Genomic DNA, 24,012 nt, shown 5'->3' on the forward strand with positions numbered 1-24,012 from the left:
GGAGCCATGAGAAGACTGCAGACGGCGGCGATCCTGACGGGTGGTTTCGTCGGGCCCTTCACCGGGCAGGCGCTGGCGGTGGTGCTGCCCGAGTTCGCCGAGACCTTCGGCATCAGCGTGAGCCGGGCCGCGTGGACGATCTCCGCCTACCTCCTGCCGTTCTCGGTGATGATGCTCGTCTCCGGGCGGCTGGTACGCCGCATCCACCCGCACAAGGTGGTGTGGGCGGCCTACGCCCTCACCCTCCCGATGGCGCTCCTGTTGCTGGTGACGCCCTCGTGGCCGCTGTTCCTCGCCTGCTACGCCACCATCGGCGTGGCCAACGCCTTCACCACCCCGGTGCTGCAGAACATCCTCCGCGAGCTGGCGCCGCCGGAGAGATTGGGGCAGGCGATGGGCACCTACGCCGCGATGCAGTCGCTGGGCATGCTCACCGCCCCGCTGGTGGCGGGTCTGTCCTCGTTAGTGAGCTGGCGCCTGACTTTCCTTGTCACTGCGGCCGCCGCGCTGTTCATCCTCCTCGCGCGCCTGCCTGTGGTGCCGCCCCCGGCGAGCTCCCCGCAACGGGTGAGCGGGCGGGTGCAGTGGGGTCCGACGGCCATCCACATGGTGACCGGCTTCGTCGTCGGCGCCGGCATCATCGGACTCGGGTTCCTCACCGCCCTGCAGGTGGGGGAGGCCTTCGGCCTGGGACCGGTGGGCCGTGGCCTGGTGGTCATGTGTGGCGGTGCGGCCGCCTTCCTCGCCTCCCGCCGCATCGGGGCCATGGCCGACCACTACGGCACCCGTACGGTGCTCGTGGCCAGCGGGATCCTCGCGGCGGCGGCGCTCTTCCTGCTGCCGATCGCCCCGTGGGCAGTCGTCGCGGCGCTCGTGTGGGCCTGCGCGGTGGCCGCCGCCCAGGGCATCCAGGCCACCGTCAACCTGGCAGTGATCAACGCGCCGGGCGGGACTTCGCTCATCTCCACCGTGCAGGCCTTCCGCTTCTTCGGCTCGGCCACCGCCCCCGTGCTCTTCCTGCCGATCTACCTCGCCATCGGCCCGGCGGCGTTCTGGGTGGCCGCGGTCGCGTTGCTGGTGGCCGCCGCCCTCCAGTGGATCAACCCGCAGACGACAACGACGCCCTGACTGCCGGGGCAGTCAGGGCGTCGATAAGCGGCGTTTAGGCCTCGCCCTCGAAGAGGGTGGTCACGGAACCGTTCTCGAAGATCTCGTGGATCGTCTTGGCCAGCAGCGGGGCGATGGACAGGACCGTGAGGTTCTTCCAGCCCTCCGTGGACTGCGGCAGGGTGTCGGTCGTGATGACCTCCTCCGCGCCGCACTCGGAGAGGCGCTCGCGGGCAGGATCGGAGAAGACACCGTGGGTGCAGGCGATGACGACCGACTTGGCGCCGGACTCCTTGAGTACGCGGACCGCGCCGGCGATGGTGCCGCCGGTGTCGATCATGTCGTCGAGGAGGATGCAGTCCTTGCCCTCGACGTCACCGACGACGCGGTTGGACACGACCTCGTTGGCCACATCGACGCTGCGGGTCTTGTGGACGAACGCCATCGGCGCGCCGCCGAGGGTGTTGGCCCACTTCTCCGCCACCTTCACGCGGCCGGCATCCGGGGAGACCACGCACAGGTTCTCCAGGGAGTACTTGCCCATGATGTAGTCGGTGAGGATCGGCATGGCGTGCATGTGATCGACCGGACCGTCGAAGAAACCCTGGATCTGATCGGTGTGCAGATCGACGGAGACGATACGGTCCGCACCCGCGGCGGCCAGGAGATCCGCGACCAGACGCGCCGAGATCGGCTCACGGCCGCGGTGCTTCTTGTCCTGACGGGCGTAGGGGTAGAAGGGCAGGATGGCGGTGATGCGCTTGGCCGAGCCACGCTTGAGCGCATCGATCATGATCAGCTGCTCCATGAGCCACTTGTTCAGCGGCTGGGTGTGCGACTGGATGACAAAGCAGTCCGCGCCACGCACGGACTCCTCGAATCGGATGAAAATCTCGCCGTTGGCGAAGTCCCGGGCGGTGGTCGGGGTGAGCTCGTAATCGAGCTCCCGGGCCACAGCCTCGCCGAGCTCCGGGTGTGCACGCCCGGAGAACAGCATCATGTTTTTGTGGCTCTCGGTCCAGTGGGCAGTCATGATGTGCCGCTTAACCTTCCTGGTCGGTTGCGTTGTCAGCGTCCTGGGTTTCCCGGGCGGCCTGCGCCGCGAGTGCGGCAGGGCTGCCCGGTCGCTTCTTCTCGACCCAGCCCTCAATCGTGCGCTGGGGTCCGCCGGACACGGCGAGGGCTCCCGGGGGAACGTCCTCGCGGATTACTGTACCCGCCCCGGAGTACGCCCCATCACCAACGGTCACCGGAGCAATGAACATCGTGTCCGAGCCGGTGCGCACATGGGAGCCGATGGTGGTGTGGTGCTTGCGCACGCCGTCGTAGTTGACGAAGACGGAGGATGCCCCGATGTTGGACTCCTCGCCGACCGTGGCGTCGCCGATGTAGGTCAGGTGCGGCACCTTGGAACCGCGTCCGATCTGCGCATTCTTCGCCTCGACGAAGCCGCCCAGCTTGCCTTCCGCGCCGAGCACGGTGCCCGGGCGGATGTAGGTGAAGGGGCCGACGGTGGCGTTCTCGCCGATGGAGGAGCCCTCGCCGTGGGTGCGCACGACCGAGGCCCCGGCCCCGACGGTCATGTCCGTGAGGGTGGTGTCGGGGCCGATGACCGCGTTGTCGCCGATGGAGGTGGTACCCCACAGCTGCGTGCCCGGGTGGATGACCACATCCTGGCCGACGGTGACGTTGACACCGATGAAGGTGGACGCCGGGTCGATGACGGTGGCGCCCCCGCGCATAGCGGCCTCGACGGTCCGGCGGTTGAGCTCGCGGCCGGCCTCGGCCAGCTGCACCCGGTCGTTGACGCCCGCCAGCTCACGGGGGTCGGCGGCGACGTGGGCGCGTACCGGATGCCCGGCGGCGCGGGCGATGCCGAGGACGTCGGTGAGGTAGAGCTCACCCTGCGCGTTGTTGGAATCCAGCTGGCCCAGGGCCTCACGCAGGATCGATCCGTCGAAGGCGAAGACACCGGAGTTGACCTCGGTGATCTGCAGCTGCTCCGGGGTGCCGTCCTTCTGCTCGACGATGGCGGTGACCTCGCCGTCGGCGTTGCGGACGATACGCCCGTAGCCGGTGGGATCGTCCAGGCGCATGGTGAGCACGGTGACGGCGGTGGGGGAGGAGGTGTGGGCGTCGAGCAGCCTGCTCAGGGTCTCCGCGGTGAGCAGCGGGACGTCACCGTTGGTCACCAGGACGGCGCCGGTGAAATCCGGGATGGGCTCCAGACCGCACTGCACGGCGTGGCCCGTGCCGTTCTGCTCCTCCTGCACGGCCTGCAGCACCTCGCGGCCCAGTTCCGCGGCGACGGCCTCGACCGCGGGGGAGACCTGCTCGCGCTGGTGGCCGACGACGGCCACGATGTGCTGCGGCTGCAGACCCGCCGCGGCGTGCAGCGCGTGGGAGAGCAGGGTGCGCCCGCCGATCTCGTGGAGCGTCTTCTGCTTGGTGGACTTCATGCGGGTGCCGGCGCCGGCGGCGAGTACCACCACGGCGCAGTCGGTGTTGTCGGGCACAGTTGTCTCCTTGGGGGCGGTCGCGGTATCCGGTCCAGCATATAAGTTGTCGGGCCCGGGGCGGGTGTAGCGGCGCAGGTTTCTCGGGCGGGACAGGTCAGCCCCGGGGCGGGGCGTTCTGACGTACCCCTACGTGCTCGACTGCTCTCAGCGACCTGGGGATACGCAGATGCCCCACACAGATCGGGGTACGTCAGAACGCGCCGCCCCTAGGCCGACACGTCCGCCAGACGGCGCGCCGCCCCCACACCCACCAGGCCGATGGCGGCAAGGAAGAGCAGCGCCGCGCTGGGCCCCAGGAGGGCGACCGCGCCGGAGATGGCACCGACCAGGAGCAGGATGAGGCCCATGAGGGTGTTGGCCGCCCCGACGTAGCGGGTGCGGGTGTCGCCCTCGGCCATGTCGACGACATAGGTCTTGCGGGCCACGCGGATCGCGGTGTGGGCGAGGTTGATGAGGAAGAAGCCGGCGGGGAACACCCACGCGTTGGCCGCGCCGGGCAGCCATGCGGCGGCGGCGACCAGGGCGATGATGACCACGGAGGAGGCCAGCGCGCCGTAGCTCATGACGTTGCGGGAGGACACGTCCGACCAGGCGCCCGACAGTCGCCCGCCCAGCACCGCGGCCAGGCCGGAGGCGATGAGGAAGGCGCCGAGGCCGGTGAGTCCGTGGCCCGTCTGCTGGCTGAGGGTGACGATGAACGCCGTGGACAGCGCCGAGACGAGCAGGAGCGAGCGCACGATGACGAACTGCCGGAACTCGCGGTCCCCGGTGAACAGTCCCCACGTGTCGGCCCACCAGCCGCGCTCAAGTCCGCGGGGTGCGGCCTCGGAGACGGGCTCCTCGATGGTGTGGAAGACCAGGCCCGCCACCGCCCAGGCCGCCGCGGAGGCGAAGATGAGGGCGGCGAGGATCCACGTCGGGAGTGGCGTGCCCAGGTACTCCAGGAGCAGGCCGATGAGCAGGGCCGCCGCCCCGCCGACGGCCGCCGCGCGTCCGGTGATGCGGCCGCGGCGCCCCTTGGAGATGGTGCGCCCCTGCACGTCCTTCGAGGCGATCGAGCACAGGGCGCGGAAGACGGCGAGCACCGAGAGCAGCGCCACGACGCTGATTCCGAGAGGGGTCCCTTGGAGCAGCAGCGCGGCCACGCCGATGAGCGCGGCAGCGAGAGCCTGTCCGAGGGAGCCGATGACCCAGATGCGCTTGCGGGAGCGGTGCGTGGTCACCCACGGGGTGAGGGCGGCCTGGGGCAGCATGGAGCCCGCCTCGCGGACGGGGACGAGCAGCGCGACGAAGAAGCCGGGGGCGCCGGCGGCCTGGAGGAGCCAGGGCAGAACCGTCTTGGCGGCGACGACCTGGTCGCCGATGCCCTGCAGGCCGTTCGACCAGATGAAACGGCGGGCGGCATGTTCTTCGTTGGCGGGGATGCTCACGGGGAGTCAGTGTAGTGCTGAAAGAAAAGGGGGCCAGAAGTGGACCAAGCGGTCTATGGTGAACGCACACCTTGGTTCATGAAAGGAATCACCATGAAGAATCGCGCCCTCCTGCTCGCCCTCGCCCTCGGGGCCGGGACGCTCACCGCCTGCACGTCCACCTCGGCCGCCTCCGATCCGGACGCGCCGCTGGGCATCCTCGCCTCCTCCACGCCGCACGCGGAGATCCTCGAATGGGTCGACGAACGCGATGACGGCTTCGAGCTGGACATCTCCATTGTCACCGGAGGTCCCGAGGCCAACGCGGCGCTGAGCAACGGCAGCATCCCCCTCAACTTCTTCCAGCACGAGCCCTACCTGCTCGACTGGCAGGACCAGACCGGCCTCGACGGGGTCGAGGTGCTCGCCCCGGTGCACATCGAGCCGATCTCGCTGTACTCGCAGCAGCACGCCACCATCGCCGAGATTCCCGACGGCGCCCGGATCGCCCTGCCGCGCAGCGCCAGCAACTTCGCCCGCGGTCTGCTGCTCCTCCAGGATCACGGCCTGCTCACCCTCGACTCCGAACTCGATCCGGCGGCGGTCTCCCAGATCACCCTGGCCTCCATCACGGGCAATCCCCACAACTTCGAGTTCCTGCCCGTCGAGGATGAGCTGGTCAGCCGCACCCTCGACGACCCCACCGTGGCCGCCGCGGTGATCAACTCCAACTACGCCCTCGAGGCCGGCTACGACCCGAGCGCCGACGGGCTCATTGCAGAAAGCCCGGTGGACAACCCTTACGCCAATATCCTGGTGGCCTCCACTGATGTCGTCGACGATCCCCGGGTGATCGCCCTGCGCGACGCGCTCACCTCCCCGGAGACGGCCGAGTGGATCCGCGAGCGCTTCGGTTCGGCCGTCGTCCCGGTGGCTGAATAAAAATCCGCCCTCCACAGCTCCATGTCCTAGCCTATCCAGACAAAGCAGTCTATTAACTCTCCCTGAGGACCCCATGACCCTGCCCATCATCTCCCTCGCCCGCCTCGTCTCCGGTGACACCGCAGAGATCGACCGCCTCCGCCAGGTCACCCACGAGATCGGCTTCTTCTACCTCTCCGACCACGGCATCCCGGAAGACCTGCAGGACGAGATGTTCACCGTGGCCAAGGAGTTCTTCGCCCTGCCGCAGGCGGCGAAGGAGGAGATCGCCTTCACCGACAATCCCCACTACCGCGGTTACTCCCGCCTCGGCGAGGAGTTCACCCAGGGCAAGACCGATTGGCGCGAGCAGATCGACTACGGCGCGGACCGCCCCGCCTACACCGAGGGCCTCGCGGAGAACCCCTGGCGGGTGCTCGAGGGCCCCAACCCGTGGCCGAGCGCCCTGCCCCGGATGAAGCCGCTCATCAACGACTGGCAGGAGCGCCTCTCCGAGGTCGGCCTGCAGCTCCTGCGCGCGTGGGCGCAGTCCCTCGGGCAGGCGCCCGACTACTTCGACGAGATCTTCGATCATCCGCACCCGATGATGAAGCTCGCTCACTACCCGGCCCCGGCGAACGGGGAGGCCGGGCAGGGCGTCGGCGCCCACCACGACGCCGGCGTGCTCACCCTCCTGCTCCCGGAGGAGGGCTCCACCGGTCTGCAGGTGCAGCGCGACGGGGAGTGGGTCGATGTGGAGGCGCTGCCGAACCTGTTCATCGTCAACATCGGTGAGCTCCTCGAGGCCGCCACCGACGGCTACCTCGTGTCCACCCCGCACCGCGTCCTGCCGTCCCCGCCCGGCACCGCGCGCTTCTCCATCCCCTTCTTCCTCACCCCCAACCTCGACGCCCGCTTCCCGCGCATCGAGCTGCCCGCGGAGCTGGCCGTCGCCGCCCGCGGCCTGGGCCGCGACATGAATGACCAGGAGATCTTCGACATCTCCGGGCTCAACACCCTCAAGTCGCGCCTGCGGGCGCACCCGGAGACGACGCGTCGTTACCATTCAGAGCTCGCCGCTACCCTGGGGGCATGAGCCCCACTTTCGGACGACGCACCTTCTTCCGCGGCGCCGCCGTGCTCCTCGCCGGAGTCGCGGCGGCGGCCTGTTCCCGCAGTGAGCAGGCCCCGCCGCGCGGCTTCGACGGAGATCCCCGTCCGTTGCCGATCCCGCCGCTCTATGAGGGCGAGCTTATCGACGACCGCCGTCACTTCCAGGTAACCACCCAGGCAGGCTCCGCCGAGATCCTCCCCGGCGTGGACACCCCGACGTGGGGTTTTTCCGGGGACCACCTGGGGCCCACCTTCCGGGCGCGCCGCGGGGAGAAGGTCCGCGTCGACATCACCAACGAGCTCGATGAGATGACCACCATCCACTGGCACGGCATGAAGTTGCCCGCCTGGGCCGACGGCGGACCGCATTCGCCGATCGAGCCCGGCGCCACGTGGAGCCCGGAGTGGAGTGTCGACCAGCCGGCCGCGACCCTCTGGTATCACCCGCACCCGCACGAGGTCACCGCCCTGCACTGCTACCGCGGCCTGGCGGGCATGTTCATCCTCGACGACGAGGTCTCCGAACGACTCGACCTGCCCCATGAGTACGGGGTGGACGACATTCCGGTCATCATCGCCGACGCCAAGTTCCACGCGGACGGGCAGCTCGACGAGGAGATCGACCCCACCTTCGGGCTCCTCGGCGACACCCCACTGGTCAACGGCATCACCCACTGCTCTTTCGCGGCCACCACCCGCCGCGTGCGCCTGCGGGTGCTCAACGCCTCCACGATGCGTTTCCACCACCTCGCGCTTGCCGACGCCCGCCCCCTCCACGTCATCGCCTCCGATGCCGGCCTGCTCGCCGCTCCGGAGGAGGTCGACTCGGTGCTGCTCAGCCCCGGCGAAAGGGTGGAGATCATCGTCGATCTGAAGCCGGGGGAGGAGGTCGCCCTCGAATCCGTCGGGCTGGACAACAACTTCGGCATCCCCACCGACGAGTACAGCCCGGATTTCGGCTTCGCGGACCAGTTCACCCTCCTGCATATGACCGGCCCGGGCGAGGATGCCCCAGAGGCCCGGGCGTTGCCCGGGGAGCTGGACCCGGCGGCGTCGATAAGCCCGGAGGTGGCCGATGCGCCGCGCCGGGAGTTCGTGCTCAACACCTTCGAGATCAATGGCCAGGTCATGGACATGAACCGCGTCGACTTCCTCATCGACCATCGGGGGCCGGAGGTGTGGACCGTGACCAACGAGAATTCCGACTGGCCGCATAACTTCCACGTCCACGACGCCCGTTTCCAGGTGCTCGGCTTCTCCGGCACCGATGTCACGGAGATGGCCGCCAGCGGCTGGAAGGACACGGTCGCGCTGCCTCCGGGCGCCACGGTGGAACTCGCCGTCGAATTCGGCTGGTACCCCGACAACACCGTGCCCTACATGTTCCACTGCCACATGCTCATGCACGAGGACAGCGGCATGATGGGGCAGTTCATGGTCGTCGAGCCGGGGGAGCGGGCAGCGCTGGAACCGCTGTCGGGGCATGGTCCGCACCATTAAGGGGTGAGGTACGGGGGTGGGTATGTTGCCGGCGAAATAAGCGTCCCTGATCAGGGTTAAAGCCTGGACCTTTATCTATATCGAGACATTTCTGTGACCTAGGCCATTGGTCTTACCTGTCAACTCAGGACTGTTTCTGTAAATCCGCTGGAAGTCTGGACGGCTGTTAAATTTGGCATGTCTACCACCTTGGGCCGTCGTGTCGACCTGGGAATGCGGTGCCGTTGTGTTAAGTGACGGTCCTGTCCTCCCATTGAGCCCGCCGGACCGAGGTTTTTTCGCCGCCAGAAGGAACCGCCTTGTCCGCACCACCGTTGCTGAAATCCGTCAGCGCCCGGATATTCTCAGTGCTCACCGTCCTTATCCTGCTTGTTTCCGGCCTAGTCTGGGTCAGCGAGCCTGCCGTCGCGCAGGGACGCGGTCAGATCACCCTGGACGTGCAGCCCACCGCGAATTCGATCAGCGCGACGGAGATCGCGCAGTTCGAGATCCGCTGGGCCTGTTCCACGCCCAACACGACCTGTGACAACGTCGTCATCACGGCCCCTCTGCCGGAGTTCGTGGATTATCCGGACATCTACCTGACGGGTAACCCGGTCGGCGTGGCCTCCTCCGGCAACTTCTCCGGCGCCCCGGTGTACGACGCCCGCACGCGGACCCTGCGGTGGACGATGAACAACCCGCTGCCCGCAGGTTCCTCGGGCTCGCTCTTCTACCGCATCGCCACCCCGCCGGGCACAGTGCCCAACGGCGCGAAGCTCGTCCTCGAGGCGACGGCGACCTCCACCAACTCCGACACCGTCGTGGCCGACAACAGCAATAACCCTGTCGTCGTGCGGTCGCAGTACGACTTCATCGTGGACAAGCGCCGCACCAACGCCAACGCCGCGCCGCTGGCCGGTGCGGACATCACCTATTCCGTGTGGGCGGGCGACCGCCGTCACATGGACGCGCAACGCGGGCGCGGCGGCAACGGCCAGCTCATCCCGTACACCTACCAGGGTGCCCGGCGCGACGGTATCTGGAACCTCATGGGCATCACCATCCGTGACACCCTCCCCGAAGGGGCCGAGTTCGTCTCCGCCAGCGGGGGAGGCGTCTACGATCCGGCGACCCACACCGTGACGTGGCCGCCCTACGACTACGCCCAGCAGCGCGCCGACGGCACCTGGAGTGCGAAGGGCGATACCGCCGCAGGTGTTCCTCCCTATTACCTGCTCACGGTCCGCTACCCGCTGGACAAGTTCCCGGCGGGCCAGCCCATCGAGAACACCGCCACCGCCACCGCCCACCCGATCTTCGCCGACGATGTGGTGGTCACCGCCTCCGAAGGGGACATTTCCACGCCCATCGCGGATCCCGGAACTTACGGCGGCAGCTTCACCAAGGCCACCAGCTCTGTCGGTAACCGGACCGTCAACCGGGGCGCGTTGAACGCCGTGGTCAACACCTTCGGTGGCCGCAACACCTCCCCGGTGCCGCTGGAGGTCCGCATCGATGACCACCTGCCGTGCGCGCTCACCTCCCCCGCGGGCCCGGGTTGTCAGACACCGGGCATGAGCCTCACGAGCTTCGCCTGGTCCGCCGACACCTCGGGCACCTATGAACTGCGCTGGGAGACCACCACCGGCGCCTCCAACGGCAGCCGGACATTCGTGTTGGATCAGTTCCGCAGCGAGTCCTTCGCCCCCACCCTGCAGCCCGGCGAGATCATCACGTCCGTTTATGTCCGGGGCACGCTCCCGGCGGGCGCCGTCTACAGCTTGAGCCTTTACGGCACCGCTCTGGACTCCTTCCCCGTCGAGCGCCCCGCGGGATTCCGGTACCAGAGCCCCTTCCTCAACGGTGACCAGCCCACCGCTCTCGGTGAGATCGCCACCCGCGGCATGTGGCTGGAGAACTGTGTCACCGATGATTCCGGCCTCTTCCGGGACGGAAAGCGCATCAGCTCCTTCGCCGGCCCCGACGCCGCAGGCAACTCCAAGTGCGGTTACAACCGGGTGGCCCCGGATTCCCCGACCTATTCCATCGATAAGCAGGAACTGCTCATCACCCCGGGCGGCCAGGGCACCCTCAGCGCCCGCCTCGTGGCCTCGTATTCGCCCATGGACGTCCACCCCGTGGTCACCGAGCTGCTGCCCAAGGGATTCCACTACGTGCCGGAATCCCTGAGGTTCCCGAACAACACCTACCGCCTCTCCCACACCAACGCCATCGTCGAGGTGATCCCCAACTTCGCGGGGACCGGACGCGAACTGGTCCGTATCTCCTGGCCCGATGAGATCATCCTGCCCAAGCAGACCCTCATGGGCCTGCTTGGCTTCACCATGGGCATCCAGGCGGATAGGGGCCTCGCGGCCGGCAGCTATGTCAACGAGATCCACATGTTCGACAAGCTGGTGCCCAACCGCAACGATCCCCTCGGGGCCAAGACACACTGCTCCAGCGGAGTGCAGACCACCAAGATCACCGACGACCGCTCCGGCCTCTATGGCACCGTCTACGGCGGGCACGGCGACATGTACGGCTGCGGCACGCAACAGAAGATTACAGTCGTCGAGCAGGCCTCGATCGACGGCACCAAGTTTGTCAAGGGATCGCTGGACACTGACTGGCAGGCCTCCCCGAACACCGGCCTGGTGGAGGGCGGCAAGAACGCCCAGTACCGTCTCGACCTGTACAACTCCGGTTCCGTCGAGGTCACCGACCTCGTCCTGTACGACATCCTGCCCCACGTCGGCGACACCGGCGTCCTGGTCACCGATCAGCAGCGCGGCTCGGACTGGTCCTCCACCCTGGCGAAGGCCCTGCAGGCCGTCCCGGGGGCGACCATCTCCTACTCCGCGTCCTCGAACCCCTGTCGACCGGAGGTGCTGCCGGGGAACACCGGCTGCACCGACGACTGGAACACCAACCTCGGCGCCGTCGGCCGGGAGAACGTCAAGGCCGTCAAGATCGCCTTCGGCGGATCCCAGCTCAAGCCGAATGAGACCTGGTCCATCAACCTGGAGATCACCGCCGAGGCCTCCCGCGGCGGCATCGCCTGGAACTCCTTCGCCGTGACGGGCAAGAACGCCAAGACCGGCCAGGCCCTCATCCCGGTGGAGCCGGCCAAGGTCGGCCTGCAGGTGCCGGTGGACGTCGATGTCATCAAGACCGCCGACGACAACGGGGTGTACCGCCCCGGTGACGAGGTCATCTGGAACATCGAGGCGCTCAACCACGGCCCGGGCTGGGCCGCGGATCTGCTCATCGCCGATAAGCTGCCCGCCGGTGTCACCTACCAGGACTCCACTGTCGAGTACGGCTACTACGACGACGCCGGTGCCTGGGTCAGTGCCGGAGCCGGCACCGCCCAGTACGATCCGGCCACCGGCCGGGTCACCCTCGACCGCACTCTCCGCCCGGCCAATGACCGGGACACGCAGCGCCAGCTCAACGTGGAGGTCGCCGCGACCGTCGGTGACCCCGCCGAGGGCGAGCCGGCCCCCGCGGTCGGTGCCCTCGAGCCCACCGCAGCGCGCCTCACCATCACCACCAAGGTGAACGATGGCACTGAGGGCCAGAGAATCTGCAACGACGTCCGCGTCGAGACGAAGGACCCGAACCGCGGCACCGGCACCTCGCAGGCCTGCATCAGTGTCGGCACCACCGTCGCCGGCACCATCTGGGACGACGTCTCCGGCGAGGGCAACATCGGCGATGCCGAGCCCCGCCTGGGCGACGTCAAGGTCGCGCTTCTCGACGCCGCCACCGGCCAGCCCGTCCGCGATCGTCAGGGCCAGCCGATCACCGCGCTCACCGACGACCAGGGCAACTACCTGCTCACCGGCGTGCCGCCGGGCAACTTCACCGTCTCCTTCGACCCGGCGAACCTGCCGGAAGGGGAGTGGGTGAACACCTTCGACATCGACGGCACCGACACCCCGCACGTCGCCGCCGTCACGGTGGGCACGAGCAAGGTGGAGAACGTCAACTTCGGTGTCACCCAGCCGGCCACCATCGGCGACTTCGTGTGGGTCGACGTCAACGGCAACGGTGTCTTCGAGGAGGGCGAGAAGCCGCTCGAAGGTGTCACCGTGCGCCTGCTCGACGCCACCGGCGCCGTGCTGGCCACCACGACCACCGACGTCGACGGCAAGTACACCTTCCCGGGCCTGACCCCGGGCACCTACCAGGTGCGTTTCGACGTCCCCGCAGGCTACGCCGCCACGACCGGGCCTGACTCGGTCGGCGCCAACCCCGCCGCCGTCAAGCTCGAGGGACGCTCCTCGAACCTGGACCAGGACCTCGGCCTGCGCGGCACCGGTGTCATCGGTGACACCGTGTTCATCGACGACGATTCGAAGGCCGGGATCCCGGGCGTCACCGTGACGCTTCTCGACGCCGAGGGCAACACCGTCGACGAACAGATCACCGACGCCGACGGCAAGTACCGCTTCACCAACCTGCTCCCGGGCGTGGAGTACACCGTCCGCGTCGCGGATCCCCCCACCGCCGAGGTCGTCTACGTCCCCAGTGGGCACGACATGTCCCGGACGCTGACGCTCCCCCCGGAGGCCATGGAGAACCTCGACCAGGACTTCGGCTTCCGCCCGCGTAACCCGGTGCGGCTCGACGTCGCGGTGCAGGCCGCGGCCACCTACAACGAGGGCTACACCTGGAAGGTGACCAAGACGGCGGACAAGGAGCGCGAGGAGGTGGCGGTCGATGCGACCGTGACCCCGGCGTTCACCATCACCGCCACCCCGGAGGGCCCGGCGCTCACCCCGACCGCCGATTCGGAGAAGGTCACCGCCACGGTGACTGTCACCAACCCGGAGGCCTCCGAGGTCACCATCACCGATCTGCAGGTCACCGGCGAGGGCCTGACCTGTGAGCCGACCACCGTCGCCGAGGTCACCGTCCTCGCCGACGGCTCCGAGGACGTCGATTTCACCTGCACCGGCACCGTCCTCGAGGGCAAGAAGACCGTCGAGGAGATGACGGAGGCGCTCAAGGGCATCACCCTCACGGCCACCGCCACCCAGGCCGGCACCGGTACCCCCGTGGCCCCGGCCACCGGTCAGGACGCCGATCCGGAACTCACCCATGACCCGGCCGGTGACTCCAACGCCACCGTCGACGTCGTGGACACCTTCCACGGCGGCGATCCGCGGACCATCGGCACCGCCCGCGCCGAGGAGGGGGAGCAGACGTTCCCCTTCACCGCGCCGGAGCTGAAGGCCACGGCCGGACGCTGTGACGTCTACACCAACGAGGTCGCACTGCAGGCCGGCGGCAAGGACGTCGCCACCGACAAGGCCGACTACACCCTGTGCGCCTCCGGCGCCGCCGTCCCGGACGCGACGGTCGAGGGCACCTTCGACCGCATCTACGGCTGGGACATCGAGAAGGAAACCGTCTCCGCGGTCACCGTCCCGATCGACGGCAGCAACGACCGCGGCGTGGACATCGACTACCGCATCACCACCACCGAGACCCCCGCCACCCAGGCCAACCACACCTACGGTGCGGTGATCACGGTGGCCAACCCGGATGCGGACGGTATCACCCCGATGCTGGTCAACGTCACCGCCACCTCGGCCGCGTTCGGCAAGTGCGAAGTCCTCGGCGGCGAGACCGCCCAGATCGACCCGCAGGGCACCAGCCGCTTCGTGGTCACCTGTAACGTCCCGGACACCTACACCGGGGATCTCAGCGACACCCTCACCTGGGAGGTCGCGCGCGCTGACGCCTCCGGTCAGCCGGTCATCTCCGGCACCGAGACCGTCACCGGCACGGAGATCCCGTTCAACAAGACGGTCATCGTCTCCGACCCGAACGCCACCACCGACACCCGCGAGTACACCTGGGTCGACGGCACAAAGGTCTACACCTGGGACCTCACCTGGGACGGCAACGGCCAGCGCATCATGCCCAACCGCTGTGTCTCCGTGGTCAACACCGCGCAGCTGGCGGCCGTCGGTGACCAGGCGCACGCCGGGCAGCTGCCCGCCAGCGCGTCCACCTCCGACCAGTTCTGTAACGCGGGACTCTCCGGCCACATCTTCCTCGACGAGGAGCGCAACGGCCGGGACCTCAACACCAAGCCGGTGTTCACCGGCGAGGTCACCGTCCGCCTGATGAACGAGGCCGGTGAGGAGGTCGCCACCGTGACCACCACCAACGGTCTGTTCAACTTCGGCGGCGTCGACGCCGGCACCTACTACATTGAGTTCGACGCGCCGGACGGCCACGGGTTCTCCCCGCAGGTCAACACCGACGGCGACCGTATCGGCGAGCCCGGGGTCACCGACGCCGGCTCCGAGGACGGCAAGGACACCACCGTCCGCACGCCGCGCTTCACCATCGGCGGCGCCAACGACAACACCCCGGCGAACATCGACGCCGCAGTGTTCCCGCTCAAGCCGCTGGAACTGCGTCTCGACGTCGACGCCGAGGCCACCTACGGCAAGGCCTACGAATGGTCGCTGACCAAGAAGGCCGACCCGACCCAGGCGCTGCTGCGCGAAGGTGACAAGCAGGAGGTCACCTATGAGGTGACCGTCGACGCCCAGGAGACCCTCCAGGTCGCCACCGTCAAGGTCACCGGCGAGCTCACGCTGAAGAACCCCGAGCGACGCGAGGTGAACGTCGGGGACATCACCTTCGAACCGGAGACCTGCCGGGTCGAGGGAGACGGCGTCGATAAGCTCGGTGCCGGCGAGGAGAAGACCGTGACATTCACCTGCGAGGTGGAGGTCACGGGGACCACCGAGGCGGAGATCAAGCAGGCCCTCGAGGACCTGAAGATCACCGCCACCGTCGGCGCCGCGCAGGCCCAGGCCAGCGACGACGACGCCAAGGCCACCCACGACGACGCCGCCGACAAGAACGCCAAGGCCACCCTCGAGGACGTCCTGCGCAGCGAGGGCGAGGACGACGTCGTCCGCGAGCCCCTCGAGATCGACGCCCAGGACGCGCCGAAGACCATCGACTACCAGGTGACCTTCACCAAGGACGACCGGGAGTCCGAGGTCTGGACCAACGAGGCGAAGATCGCCGACGCCACCGCCGAAGCGACCGTCACCCTCGATCGCGAGGACCCGGAACCGGGCGCGGTCACCGGTGTCATCTGGAACGACGCGAACCGCGACGGCGTCATCGACGCCGACGAGGCCGGCATCCCCGGCATCGAACTCGAGCTTGTCGACGCCGACGGCAACCCGGTCGCCACCGCCACCACCGGGCCCGACGGCAGCTACACCTTCGCCGACATCCCGGCCGGTGACTACACCGTGCGCGTCCTCACCGTCCCCGACAACATGGACCTGGTCTCCGACCCGGCCGGCACGACGAACCCGCAGCTGCAGGCCCGCGTGACGGTGGAGGAAGGCAAGACCACCCAGGACCAGAACTTCGGCTTCGCCGGACAGGTCGGCGCCGTCAGCGGCACCATCTGGGACCGCGGCACCGGCAACCCGCTGGCGGGCGTCACCGTGACGCTGCTCAACGAGCTCGGCGAGGCAGTCGGCACCGTCACCACCGGCCCCGACGGGACCTATTCCTTCGGGAACGTCCCCGCCGGCAACTACACCATCGAGGTCGCCCAGCCGGCCGGATGGGACCTCGTCGACAGTCCGCAGGGCGGACTGACCACCTCCGTCACCGTGACGGCCGGCGAAGAAGTCACCGACCAGGACTACGGCTTCCAGAAGGTCCCCCCGGTGGGCAACATCACCGGCACCATCTGGAACGACCGCAACCAGGACGCCCTCCGCGACCTCGGTGAGGCCGGGCTGGAAGGCTGGATGGTCGACCTTCTCGACGAAGACGGCAACGTCATCGCCACCACGCGTACCGACGCCACCGGCAACTACGGCTTCACCGCCCTCTTCGGCGGCACCTACACCATCGAGGTGCACCCGAAGGCCGGCTGGCTGCAGACCGCCGACCCGGACGGACCCGCCGTCGCCACCTACACCTACGAGGTGATCCTCCCCGACGGCGGCGAGGTCCACGACCTGGACTTCGGGTTCTACAACCCCTCGGCCCCGCCTGTCCCGGTCACCCCTCCGGGATCCTCCGGTGGATCCATCATCATCCCGCTCATCATCGGCGGACTGATCGGCTCCTCCCTCACCGGATCCTCCGTGCCGGATGCCTCGTCCACCCCGGACGTCTCCTCCGACAAGCCCGTCTCCTCCCGCCCGACCCCCGACGCCCCGGCGAAGAGTGAGCCGACACCGGAGAAGGGCGAGCAGGCCAAGTCGCAGCCGGGCAAGCAGGCACCGCAGGCGCAGCCCGCGAAGCGCAGCCCGCTGGCCAACACGGGTGCCAGCGTCATCGGCCTCGTGGTCGCGGCGCTGATCCTGGCCGCGGTGGGCACGCTGCTGGTGATGCGTCGACGGAAGTAGAAGCCGCTTGACGGCGAGGGCCCCCAGGAGAATTGACTCCTGGGGCCCCTCGTGGCGATTCTCCACATCAAATGGAGTTGATGGCCGATTCCTTGAGAAGCTGTAGACGGATTCGTTTGGCAGTTTCCATGTGACCCCGAGCGAGTTCGTGCGCGAGATCGGCATCGCGAGATTCGATGGCTGCCAACAGTTCAGCATGTTCGCCGAGCGAGGACTCCCACCGATTGTCCACGGCCAACGTCGGACGGGGTGAATGAATGAGGTGGCTTCCCAGACGCTCGAGCAGGTCGATGAGAACTGGATTGTGGGTCGCCGCCCAGATCGCCTCGTGGAACTCGAGGTTCGTGCTCAGCATCTGGTGCTCGGTGGGGTTGACCAGCGCACGGTCGCGGGCCAGCAACCCTTCCAGGCGTAGCAACTCGGTGAGTTGGTGGGACCGGGCGGCTTCCGCAGCGGCGGTGGCCTCCAGCGTCACACGAAGGTCATAGACCTGGATGACGCGTGCGGGATCGGTCCGGGGTATTTCCAGACCCCTGTCCCGGCGGACCAGCAGCTGTTCCTGCTGGAGCCGGGTGAGGGCGGAACGGATCGGGGTGCGGGACACACCGAAACGCTCCGCCAGCGGGATCTCCTTGAAAGGGGTGCCCGCCGGATGCTGTCCGGTGAGAATCTCATCGCGCAATACGGTGAAGATCTGCTCGGAATCGATCTTCCGCTCGCGGGGTGCGCTCATGGGCATTCTCACTTTCGTCCCGGTGACCCCTACCGGAGAGGTCTGGAACATCGAATTCTACCTGTCAGGCCAGGGAACCAGCCCTCCGGCCGAAGACACATCCGGCCGCAAGACCGGTGCCGCCGGGGTAGTTCACGCTGAACAACCCACCCAGCATTTCACCGGCGGCGTACAGCCCTTCAATCCACTGCCCCTGTTCGTCGAGGACCCGACCGTGGTCATCGGTCTTGACACCGCCAAACGTGAAGGTGATGCCACAGGTCACCGGGTAGGCGTAGAAGGGTCCGTTCTCCACAGGCACCGCCCAGTTACTCTTGGGCGGTGAGACGGCAGAGTGCTTACCGTCCTTGACGGTGGGATCGAACTCGACGTCCCGGTCGACGCCGGCGTTGTACGCTTCGATGGTCCGCACGAAAGCATCCTGGTCCACATCTAGCTGCGCGGCCAGCTCTTCGATGGTGTCGGCCCGCCGGACGGAGATACCGGGCATGTCGTATTCCTCGGTACGCAGCATCGGGCGGATTGTCGAGTCGTACACCTGGTAGGCGATCGATCCCGGCTGTTGCAGGATCTCCTTGCCGTACTTGGCGTAGGTGTAGTTTCGGAAGTCCGCGCCTTCGTCGAGGAATCGCTCGCCTTCCCGATTGATGAGTAGTCCCAGGAAGTAGCTCTGCCGGGTTAGTCGGTTGGTCAATGCACGGTTCGACTCGTTGTCCGGGCACAGGGCATCCCACTGCACACTGTGACAGGTGTGGAAGTCTCCGCCCGCGGCGGCGCCGATGTCCTGCGCAGCGGCGATCATGTCGCCCTGGTTGTACGGGGTTCCACGGACCTTCGCGTTCTCCCAACCCTCACCGAGATGCTTGCGGCGCCACTCGGGGTTGGACTCGAACCCGCCGGCGGTCAGGACCACGGACTCCGCATACAGCTCGACGTCACCGTCATCGGTCGTGGCGCGAACGCCGATCACCTTGCCGGAGTCATCCGTGATGAGGGAACGGGCGCGATGCCCGTAGCGGATGTCGACGCCGTGCTCACGCGCGACCCGGGTGTGGTCTTCGATCATTCCCTCGCCACCGCCGACATTGCCCACGTGCAGTCCACCCCAGAACAGGTAACTGCCGTCGGCCCGCTCGTAGGCCTGGCGCTCGTACATGAGCCGGTACTTGAGTCCCAGAGACTTCAACCACAGCAGCGTCGGGGTGATCTCCTTGATGAGGACCTCAGTGAGGACCGGGTCATTGCGTCCCTCAGTGACCTTTTCCAGGTCCGCCTGGTACTCCTCTGCGGAGTAGGGAGGTACCACTGTCTCGGCGTGGCGGGGGTCGTCTTCTACGAGGGACTTGAGGTCCTCCAGACCGTTGTGGACGATGCGGGTGGCGCCGGCGGTGTAGAAGCTGTTTCCCCCGGCCATGTCCTCCGTGCCGCGCTCGAGGAGGATGACCTTACGGCCGCGGGTCGCGGCGGCGTGCACGGCGCTGAAGCCGGCGTTACCGCCGCCGACGACGATGACATCTGCGTCTTGAGGGTGGGTGGGTTCTACGGACACGTGGATCTCCTTGTCGGGGTGAGAGTAACTGTATCCATGAGTATACGACTGTATACACAGATTTGTCTACCAGTGCGTTCGTTTCGCTCGAGTGGGGCACCGTGGTGGATTGTCGAGAGTTATGAGGCCATCTGGCGGGCGATATGACTATTGCTATGACGTAAGTCATAGTGTACGACTGTATACAAGAGGGAATCTGCATGATTTCCGCATATAAGGAGTCAGGAGGTACAACATGGCAAAGCAGGTGAAGCTGGGCTTGTTCGCCGTGGTGGTGGTCGTCGTCGCGGCCTTTGCGTTCGTGAACGCCGCATCAAGTGGAGGAGTAAGCACGGCTCGAAACAAGCTCACCTTGATCGCGCCCGCTGCGCCGGGTGGTGGCTGGGACGGGTTCGCCCGAGAAGCCCAGCACGTCATGCGGTCGGACGGCATCGTCAACAATCCGCAGGTGGTGAACATACCCGGCGCCGGAGGAACCATCGGACTGAGTCAGTTTGTCCAAGAGGTCGGCCGGGAGGACCTCATCATGGTCACTGGAGGTGTCATGGTGGGTGCCATCGAGCTCTCCAACAGCTCAACCGGATTCGATGACGTCACACCACTGGCACGCATGGCTGATGATTACTCCGTGTTGGTTGTGCCTGCGGATTCACCCTTCAGCTCTCTCGACGACTTCCTCGCTGAATGGACCGTCAATCCCGGTGGCAACTCCATTGGGGGCGGTTCACTCGGCTCCATCGACCACCTCCTGGGTGGCCTGCTCGCATTGGAGCTTGGCATGGACCCGAAGAGTGTCAACTATGTCGCCTACTCGGGCGGAGGCGAGGCGCTGAATTCGCTCCTTTCGCACACCACGGCTGCGGGTATTTCCGGATACAACGAGGTCAGGGATCAGATCGATGCAGGTAACCTGCGTGCTCTGGCGATCTCCTCGGAAGAGCGTCTGGAAGGTTCTGATGTCCCCACCTTTATTGAGCAGGGAGTGGATGTCTCCATGTCGAACTGGCGGGGCTTTGTCGGCCCTCCGGGAATTTCGGACGAGGCGAAGGGTGAGTTGCTTGCAATTGTCGACGAGCTGCGCAACAGCGAGGACTGGCAGGCGGCCGTCGAAAGAAACAGCTGGATCGACACTTATCAGACCGGCGAGGACTTCACTGAGTTCCTCGATGAAGAAGTGGAAACCGCACACCAGGTTGTAAAGGAGCTCGGACTGTGACACACCAAAACACCCCCCAAAAAACGGCGGTAGACCCGGAGATGCCGGACCTAAACGACGAACATCCCGAGCTGGGCCGCGCCCACCGTTGGGGCTGGTTCTCCGGGCGCAGTGAGCTCGGTTTCGTAGCCCTCATTCTCGTCGTGGCGACGTGGTTGCTCACAGGTTCGTTCAGCATGGATGTACTCGGGCAGTCACGCCCCGGTCCCCAGTTCTTTCCCATCGTCGTCGCCGGCATTCTCTACGTTGCTGCGATCGCCATCACCATCTCCGTAATTAGTCGGCCGACGCTTCCTGACGGGGAACCGCACCCGGGCCGGGGCAACTTCTCTCCCGAGCTGCTCATGGATATCTCCGACTCGGACGGGGAGCGCACCCGTCGTCGATACAGCAAATACACGGATGAGTTTGCGACCTATTCGGACTGGGTGACTGTCGGCAAGGTTGTCGGGGGAGTGGTGCTGTTCATCCTCCTGCTGCATCCGCTCGGCTGGATCCTCAGCGCGACGATCCTCTTTTGGATAGTCGCCTGGGCACTTGGTTCCACCCGACCGCTCATCGACATCGGAGTAGCCCTACTTTTCGCTTCCGTCATTCAACTCGCATTCAACGCCGGGCTGGGACTGCCGCTTCCGGCCGGATTCCTGGAAGGACTGCTCTGATGGACCAGCTCTCCTTGTTGTTCGATGGCTTCGCCAACGCCATTACTCCCGCTAACTTGCTCTGGGTCTTCCTCGGTGCTCTTCTGGGCACTGCGGTGGGCGTGCTCCCTGGGCTTGGCTCGGCCATGGCCGTGGCCCTGCTTCTGCCCATCACCTTCTCCCTGGATGCCACCGGCGCATTCATCATGTTCGCTGGTGTGTACTTCGGTGGACTTTTCGGTGACTCAACGGCCGGCATTCTCTTGAACACTCCAGGTAATTCTTCGGCCATTGCCTCTACTTTCGAGGGGCACCGGATGGCCAGGAATGGCCAGGCCGCCAAAGCACTTGCCACCGCCGCTCTCGGCGCATTCACGGGCGGACTCATCGCCACCGTCCTCGTCGTATTCTTCGCTCCGACGCTCGTCCGGCTGGCCACATTGTTCGGCCCGGCAGAATACTTCGCCCTCGCCATTGGCGCCTTCCTGGCGATCTCCGCAGTGGTTGCCGAGTCCGTGTTCCGTGGACTGGCGGCCCTCGCGATCGGGCTGGCGCTGGTTCTCGTTGGTATCGATGGGCCGAGTGGTACCTCTCGCTTCACCTTCGGGCTTCCGGAGCTTTTCGACGGGATCTCGATCATCGTGATCACCGTCGGACTGCTTGCACTCGGCGAAGTGCTGCGTGTTTCTTCCCGCATCCACCGGGAAGACAGCCCGATTCAGATCCAGCCCAAGGGTTTCGCCCGTCTCAGTGCGAAGGACTTCCGAGCTGCTGCTCCTGCCTGGCTGCGCGGCACCGCTTTCGGAGCTCCGTTCGGACTGATTCCCGCGGGTGGATCTGAGGTGCCCACATTCTTGGCCTACGGTACCGAGAAGCGCCTGGCCAAGCGTGCCGGAGATACCGAATTCGGTACAACAGGTTCTATCAAGGGCCTGGCGGCTCCCGAGGCCGCCGGCAATGCCACTGCCGGAACCGCCATGGGCGCGCTCCTGGCTCTGGGTCTGCCGACCTCCGCCACGGCCGCTATCATGCTTGCGGCCTTTCAGCAGTACGGAATGCAGCCGGGCCCTCTGCTCTTCGAGCGCAGCGGCGATATGGTGTGGGCTCTGTTGGCCTCGCTGTTCATCGGGCTGGTGGTATTGCTCATCCTCAACTGGTCCTTTGCTCCGATGTGGGCCAAGCTGCTCAACATTCCGCGCCACTACCTGTACGCGGGCATCACCATCTTGTCGATGCTGGGTGTCTACGCCATCAGTTCCTCGACCTTCGATCTTTGGCTAGTGCTCGGACTCGGACTGCTCGGCTTCATGATGCGTCGCTACAACATCCCCGTTGCCCCTGTTCTCATCGCGGTGGTTCTCGGACCACTGGCTGAAACTGAGCTCCGCCGCGCGCTGGCAGTGTCTGAGGGGGACCCGTCCATCCTGGTGTCCAGTCCGTTCACCCTGGCCATCTACGGCATCCTGGCCATCGCACTGCTCATCAGTGCGATCCAGCACGTACGTCACATCATCACCAGTTCACGCGAAAAGGACAGGGCCGCCAGCAGTGACGCCTCCCTCGACTCCTCGGAGGACGATGAGGCACACGGTGTCTCGCACGACGGTGTAGAAGCCGACCGAAAAATGCAGTCCTGATACTGCACAACCCCATCGCGGAGGCGCCCAGTACACCACCGGGCGCCACCTTTTGGTCGTCAATGATCTCCAAACCGGGTGAGATGCTGTCCAAGGTCATGGGATAGGGAGCGGAAATAGATGAGTCGAAGTGCCCCGACTCGTGGAGCGATTTCTTGTGAATGGATGTTTGCCGCCGTTCGGGAGTGCCGCCACTGTCCGCCCCTTCAGGTCGGGCTCAGTTCGGAGCTCATGCCCGCCGCACAGGATGAGGTGGGCCGCGGTGACGATTTTGTCACCCACCCCGGCGGGTTCATGTCCGGGGGTGCGGGCCTAAGGGGCGGTTTCGGCCCGGGCCCGTCTGACGAAATCGTCACGGGCCGCGCGACGGCGGCCGCGTTGACGATATCGTCACCCACCCCGGCGGGTTCATGCCCGGAACAACGGACCTAAACCCCGGAATACGCCAAGGCCCGTCTGACGACATCGTCACGGGCCGCCCCCGAGAAAAAGCTTCCCCGCCAGGACTCGAACCTGGAAAGCTGGTACCAAAAACCAGAGTGTTGCCAATTACACCACGGGGAAAGGCGTAGTTAAGAGTACCCGACCTGCGGCTGTGGTCTACACACCGGCTCGCGATAGGGTGGGGGACATGGTTCGTCAGCGCATGACCGGCAAGGAACGCCGGGAACAACTCATCTCCATCGGCCGTGAGGTCTTCGCCGAGCGGGGTTTCGAGGGGGCGAGCGTGGAGGAGATCGCCGCGCGTGCCGCGGTGTCCAAGCCGGTGGTCTACGAGCACTTCGGCGGCAAGGAGGGGCTCTATGCGGTGGTCGTCGATAGGGAGATGATCCGCCTGGAGCAGATCATCACGCAGGCCCTGTCGCAGGGGCGTTCCCGGGTGCGCGTCGAGCAGGCGGTCATCGCGCTGCTCACCTACGTCGAGGAGGAGACGGACGGTTTCCTCATCCTCGTCCGGGATCTGGTGCCGGGCCAGGACCAGTCCTATGCCACGCTGCTCAATACGGCGGTGGGGCAGGTGTCGCACATCCTGGGGCGTTCCTTCGAGTCGCAGGGGCTCGATCCGGAGGTGGCGATCCTCTACGGGCAGGCGCTCGTGGGCATGGTGTCGATGACCGCCCAATGGTGGTTGGACGAGCGGGAGCCGGCGAAGGAGGTGGTGGCGGCGCACATCGTCAACCTGTGTTGGAACGGCCTGGCGGGAATGAAGTCCCACCCGACGCTGTCCGCTGAGGTCACCGCCCAGCTGGAGGAGAAGAAGTGACCCC

Annotated in this window: 14 protein-coding genes and 1 tRNA gene; 9 read left to right on the top strand and 6 right to left on the bottom strand. The window is 66.6% G+C overall.

All coding sequences use genetic code 11. From position 1 onward, the window contains the following. The first annotated feature begins 6 nt into the window (after nucleotides 1–6). On the top strand, nucleotides 7–1,128 hold the full coding sequence (locus tag ACFPUZ_RS05290) for an MFS transporter (RefSeq protein WP_377000596.1): 1,122 nt from the start codon (nucleotides 7–9) through the stop codon (nucleotides 1,126–1,128). A gap of 34 nt (nucleotides 1,129–1,162) precedes the next feature. Here ACFPUZ_RS05290 and ACFPUZ_RS05295 read toward each other — a convergent pair whose 3' ends face one another. The 3 genes from ACFPUZ_RS05295 to ACFPUZ_RS05305 form a co-directional block, all read right to left on the bottom strand. Continuing rightward, nucleotides 1,163–2,140 carry a ribose-phosphate diphosphokinase gene (locus ACFPUZ_RS05295; RefSeq protein WP_377000598.1) on the bottom strand — a complete coding sequence of 326 codons (978 nt, stop codon included), beginning with the start codon at nucleotides 2,138–2,140 and terminating at the stop codon, nucleotides 1,163–1,165. 10 nt (nucleotides 2,141–2,150) lie between these two features. Next, a complete protein-coding gene (glmU, locus tag ACFPUZ_RS05300) occupies nucleotides 2,151–3,623 on the bottom strand; it encodes a bifunctional UDP-N-acetylglucosamine diphosphorylase/glucosamine-1-phosphate N-acetyltransferase GlmU (protein ID WP_377000600.1) in 1,473 nt (490 codons plus the stop codon). 209 nt (nucleotides 3,624–3,832) lie between these two features. After that, complete coding sequence (locus tag ACFPUZ_RS05305; RefSeq protein WP_377000602.1) at nucleotides 3,833–5,056, bottom strand: MFS transporter; 1,224 nt, start codon at nucleotides 5,054–5,056, stop codon at nucleotides 3,833–3,835. A 93-nt stretch (nucleotides 5,057–5,149) separates the two neighbouring features. Between ACFPUZ_RS05305 and ACFPUZ_RS05310 the strand changes: the two genes are divergently transcribed. From ACFPUZ_RS05310 to ACFPUZ_RS05325, 4 genes are all read left to right on the top strand, one after another. Further along, nucleotides 5,150–5,977, top strand: a complete 828-nt coding sequence (locus ACFPUZ_RS05310; protein WP_377000603.1) for a MetQ/NlpA family ABC transporter substrate-binding protein — start codon at nucleotides 5,150–5,152, stop codon at nucleotides 5,975–5,977. Between the two features lie 73 nt (nucleotides 5,978–6,050). Then, nucleotides 6,051–7,052, top strand: coding sequence for an isopenicillin N synthase family dioxygenase (locus ACFPUZ_RS05315; RefSeq protein ID WP_377000605.1), 1,002 nt, complete (start codon nucleotides 6,051–6,053; stop codon nucleotides 7,050–7,052). Continuing rightward, nucleotides 7,049–8,569 (top strand): multicopper oxidase family protein, encoded by a 1,521-nt coding sequence (locus ACFPUZ_RS05320; RefSeq protein WP_377000607.1) that lies wholly within the window; start codon nucleotides 7,049–7,051, stop codon nucleotides 8,567–8,569. The genes ACFPUZ_RS05315 and ACFPUZ_RS05320 overlap by 4 nt, the downstream gene beginning before the upstream one ends. Before the next feature lie 347 nt (nucleotides 8,570–8,916). Continuing rightward, entirely contained in the window at nucleotides 8,917–16,968 is an 8,052-nt protein-coding gene (locus ACFPUZ_RS05325; protein ID WP_377000608.1) for an SdrD B-like domain-containing protein, read from the top strand. A gap of 67 nt (nucleotides 16,969–17,035) precedes the next feature. On the opposite strand, the gene ACFPUZ_RS05330 is transcribed toward ACFPUZ_RS05325, so the two are convergent. Further along, nucleotides 17,036–17,701, bottom strand: coding sequence for a GntR family transcriptional regulator (locus ACFPUZ_RS05330; protein ID WP_377000610.1), 666 nt, complete (start codon nucleotides 17,699–17,701; stop codon nucleotides 17,036–17,038). Between the two features lie 64 nt (nucleotides 17,702–17,765). Continuing rightward, nucleotides 17,766–19,250 carry an FAD-dependent tricarballylate dehydrogenase TcuA gene (gene tcuA / locus ACFPUZ_RS05335; protein ID WP_377000612.1) on the bottom strand — a complete coding sequence of 495 codons (1,485 nt, stop codon included), beginning with the start codon at nucleotides 19,248–19,250 and terminating at the stop codon, nucleotides 17,766–17,768. 235 nt (nucleotides 19,251–19,485) lie between these two features. On the opposite strand from tcuA, the gene ACFPUZ_RS05340 reads away from it, so the two are divergent. Genes ACFPUZ_RS05340 through ACFPUZ_RS05350 form a run of 3 tightly spaced genes read left to right on the top strand, consistent with a single transcriptional unit; the run spans nucleotide 19,486 to nucleotide 22,744 of the window. Next, nucleotides 19,486–20,466, top strand: a complete 981-nt coding sequence (locus tag ACFPUZ_RS05340; RefSeq protein ID WP_377000614.1) for a Bug family tripartite tricarboxylate transporter substrate binding protein — start codon at nucleotides 19,486–19,488, stop codon at nucleotides 20,464–20,466. A 41-nt stretch (nucleotides 20,467–20,507) separates the two neighbouring features. Beyond that, a complete protein-coding gene (locus ACFPUZ_RS05345; RefSeq protein WP_377000615.1) occupies nucleotides 20,508–21,128 on the top strand; it encodes a tripartite tricarboxylate transporter TctB family protein in 621 nt (206 codons plus the stop codon). Next, complete coding sequence (locus ACFPUZ_RS05350) at nucleotides 21,128–22,744, top strand: tripartite tricarboxylate transporter permease (RefSeq protein ID WP_377000617.1); 1,617 nt, start codon at nucleotides 21,128–21,130, stop codon at nucleotides 22,742–22,744. The genes ACFPUZ_RS05345 and ACFPUZ_RS05350 overlap by 1 nt, the downstream gene beginning before the upstream one ends. 492 nt (nucleotides 22,745–23,236) lie before the next feature. Here ACFPUZ_RS05350 and ACFPUZ_RS05355 read toward each other — a convergent pair. Next, nucleotides 23,237–23,308 (bottom strand) — tRNA-Gln (locus ACFPUZ_RS05355). A 67-nt stretch (nucleotides 23,309–23,375) separates the two neighbouring features. Between ACFPUZ_RS05355 and ACFPUZ_RS05360 the strand changes: the two genes are divergently transcribed. After that, a complete protein-coding gene (locus ACFPUZ_RS05360; RefSeq protein WP_377000619.1) occupies nucleotides 23,376–24,008 on the top strand; it encodes a TetR family transcriptional regulator in 633 nt (210 codons plus the stop codon). Nucleotides 24,009–24,012: the final 4 nt, after the last annotated feature.

Origin of the sequence: Corynebacterium nasicanis (genome assembly GCF_042658165.1) — a bacterium.
GTDB lineage: Bacteria > Actinomycetota > Actinomycetes > Mycobacteriales > Mycobacteriaceae > Corynebacterium > Corynebacterium nasicanis.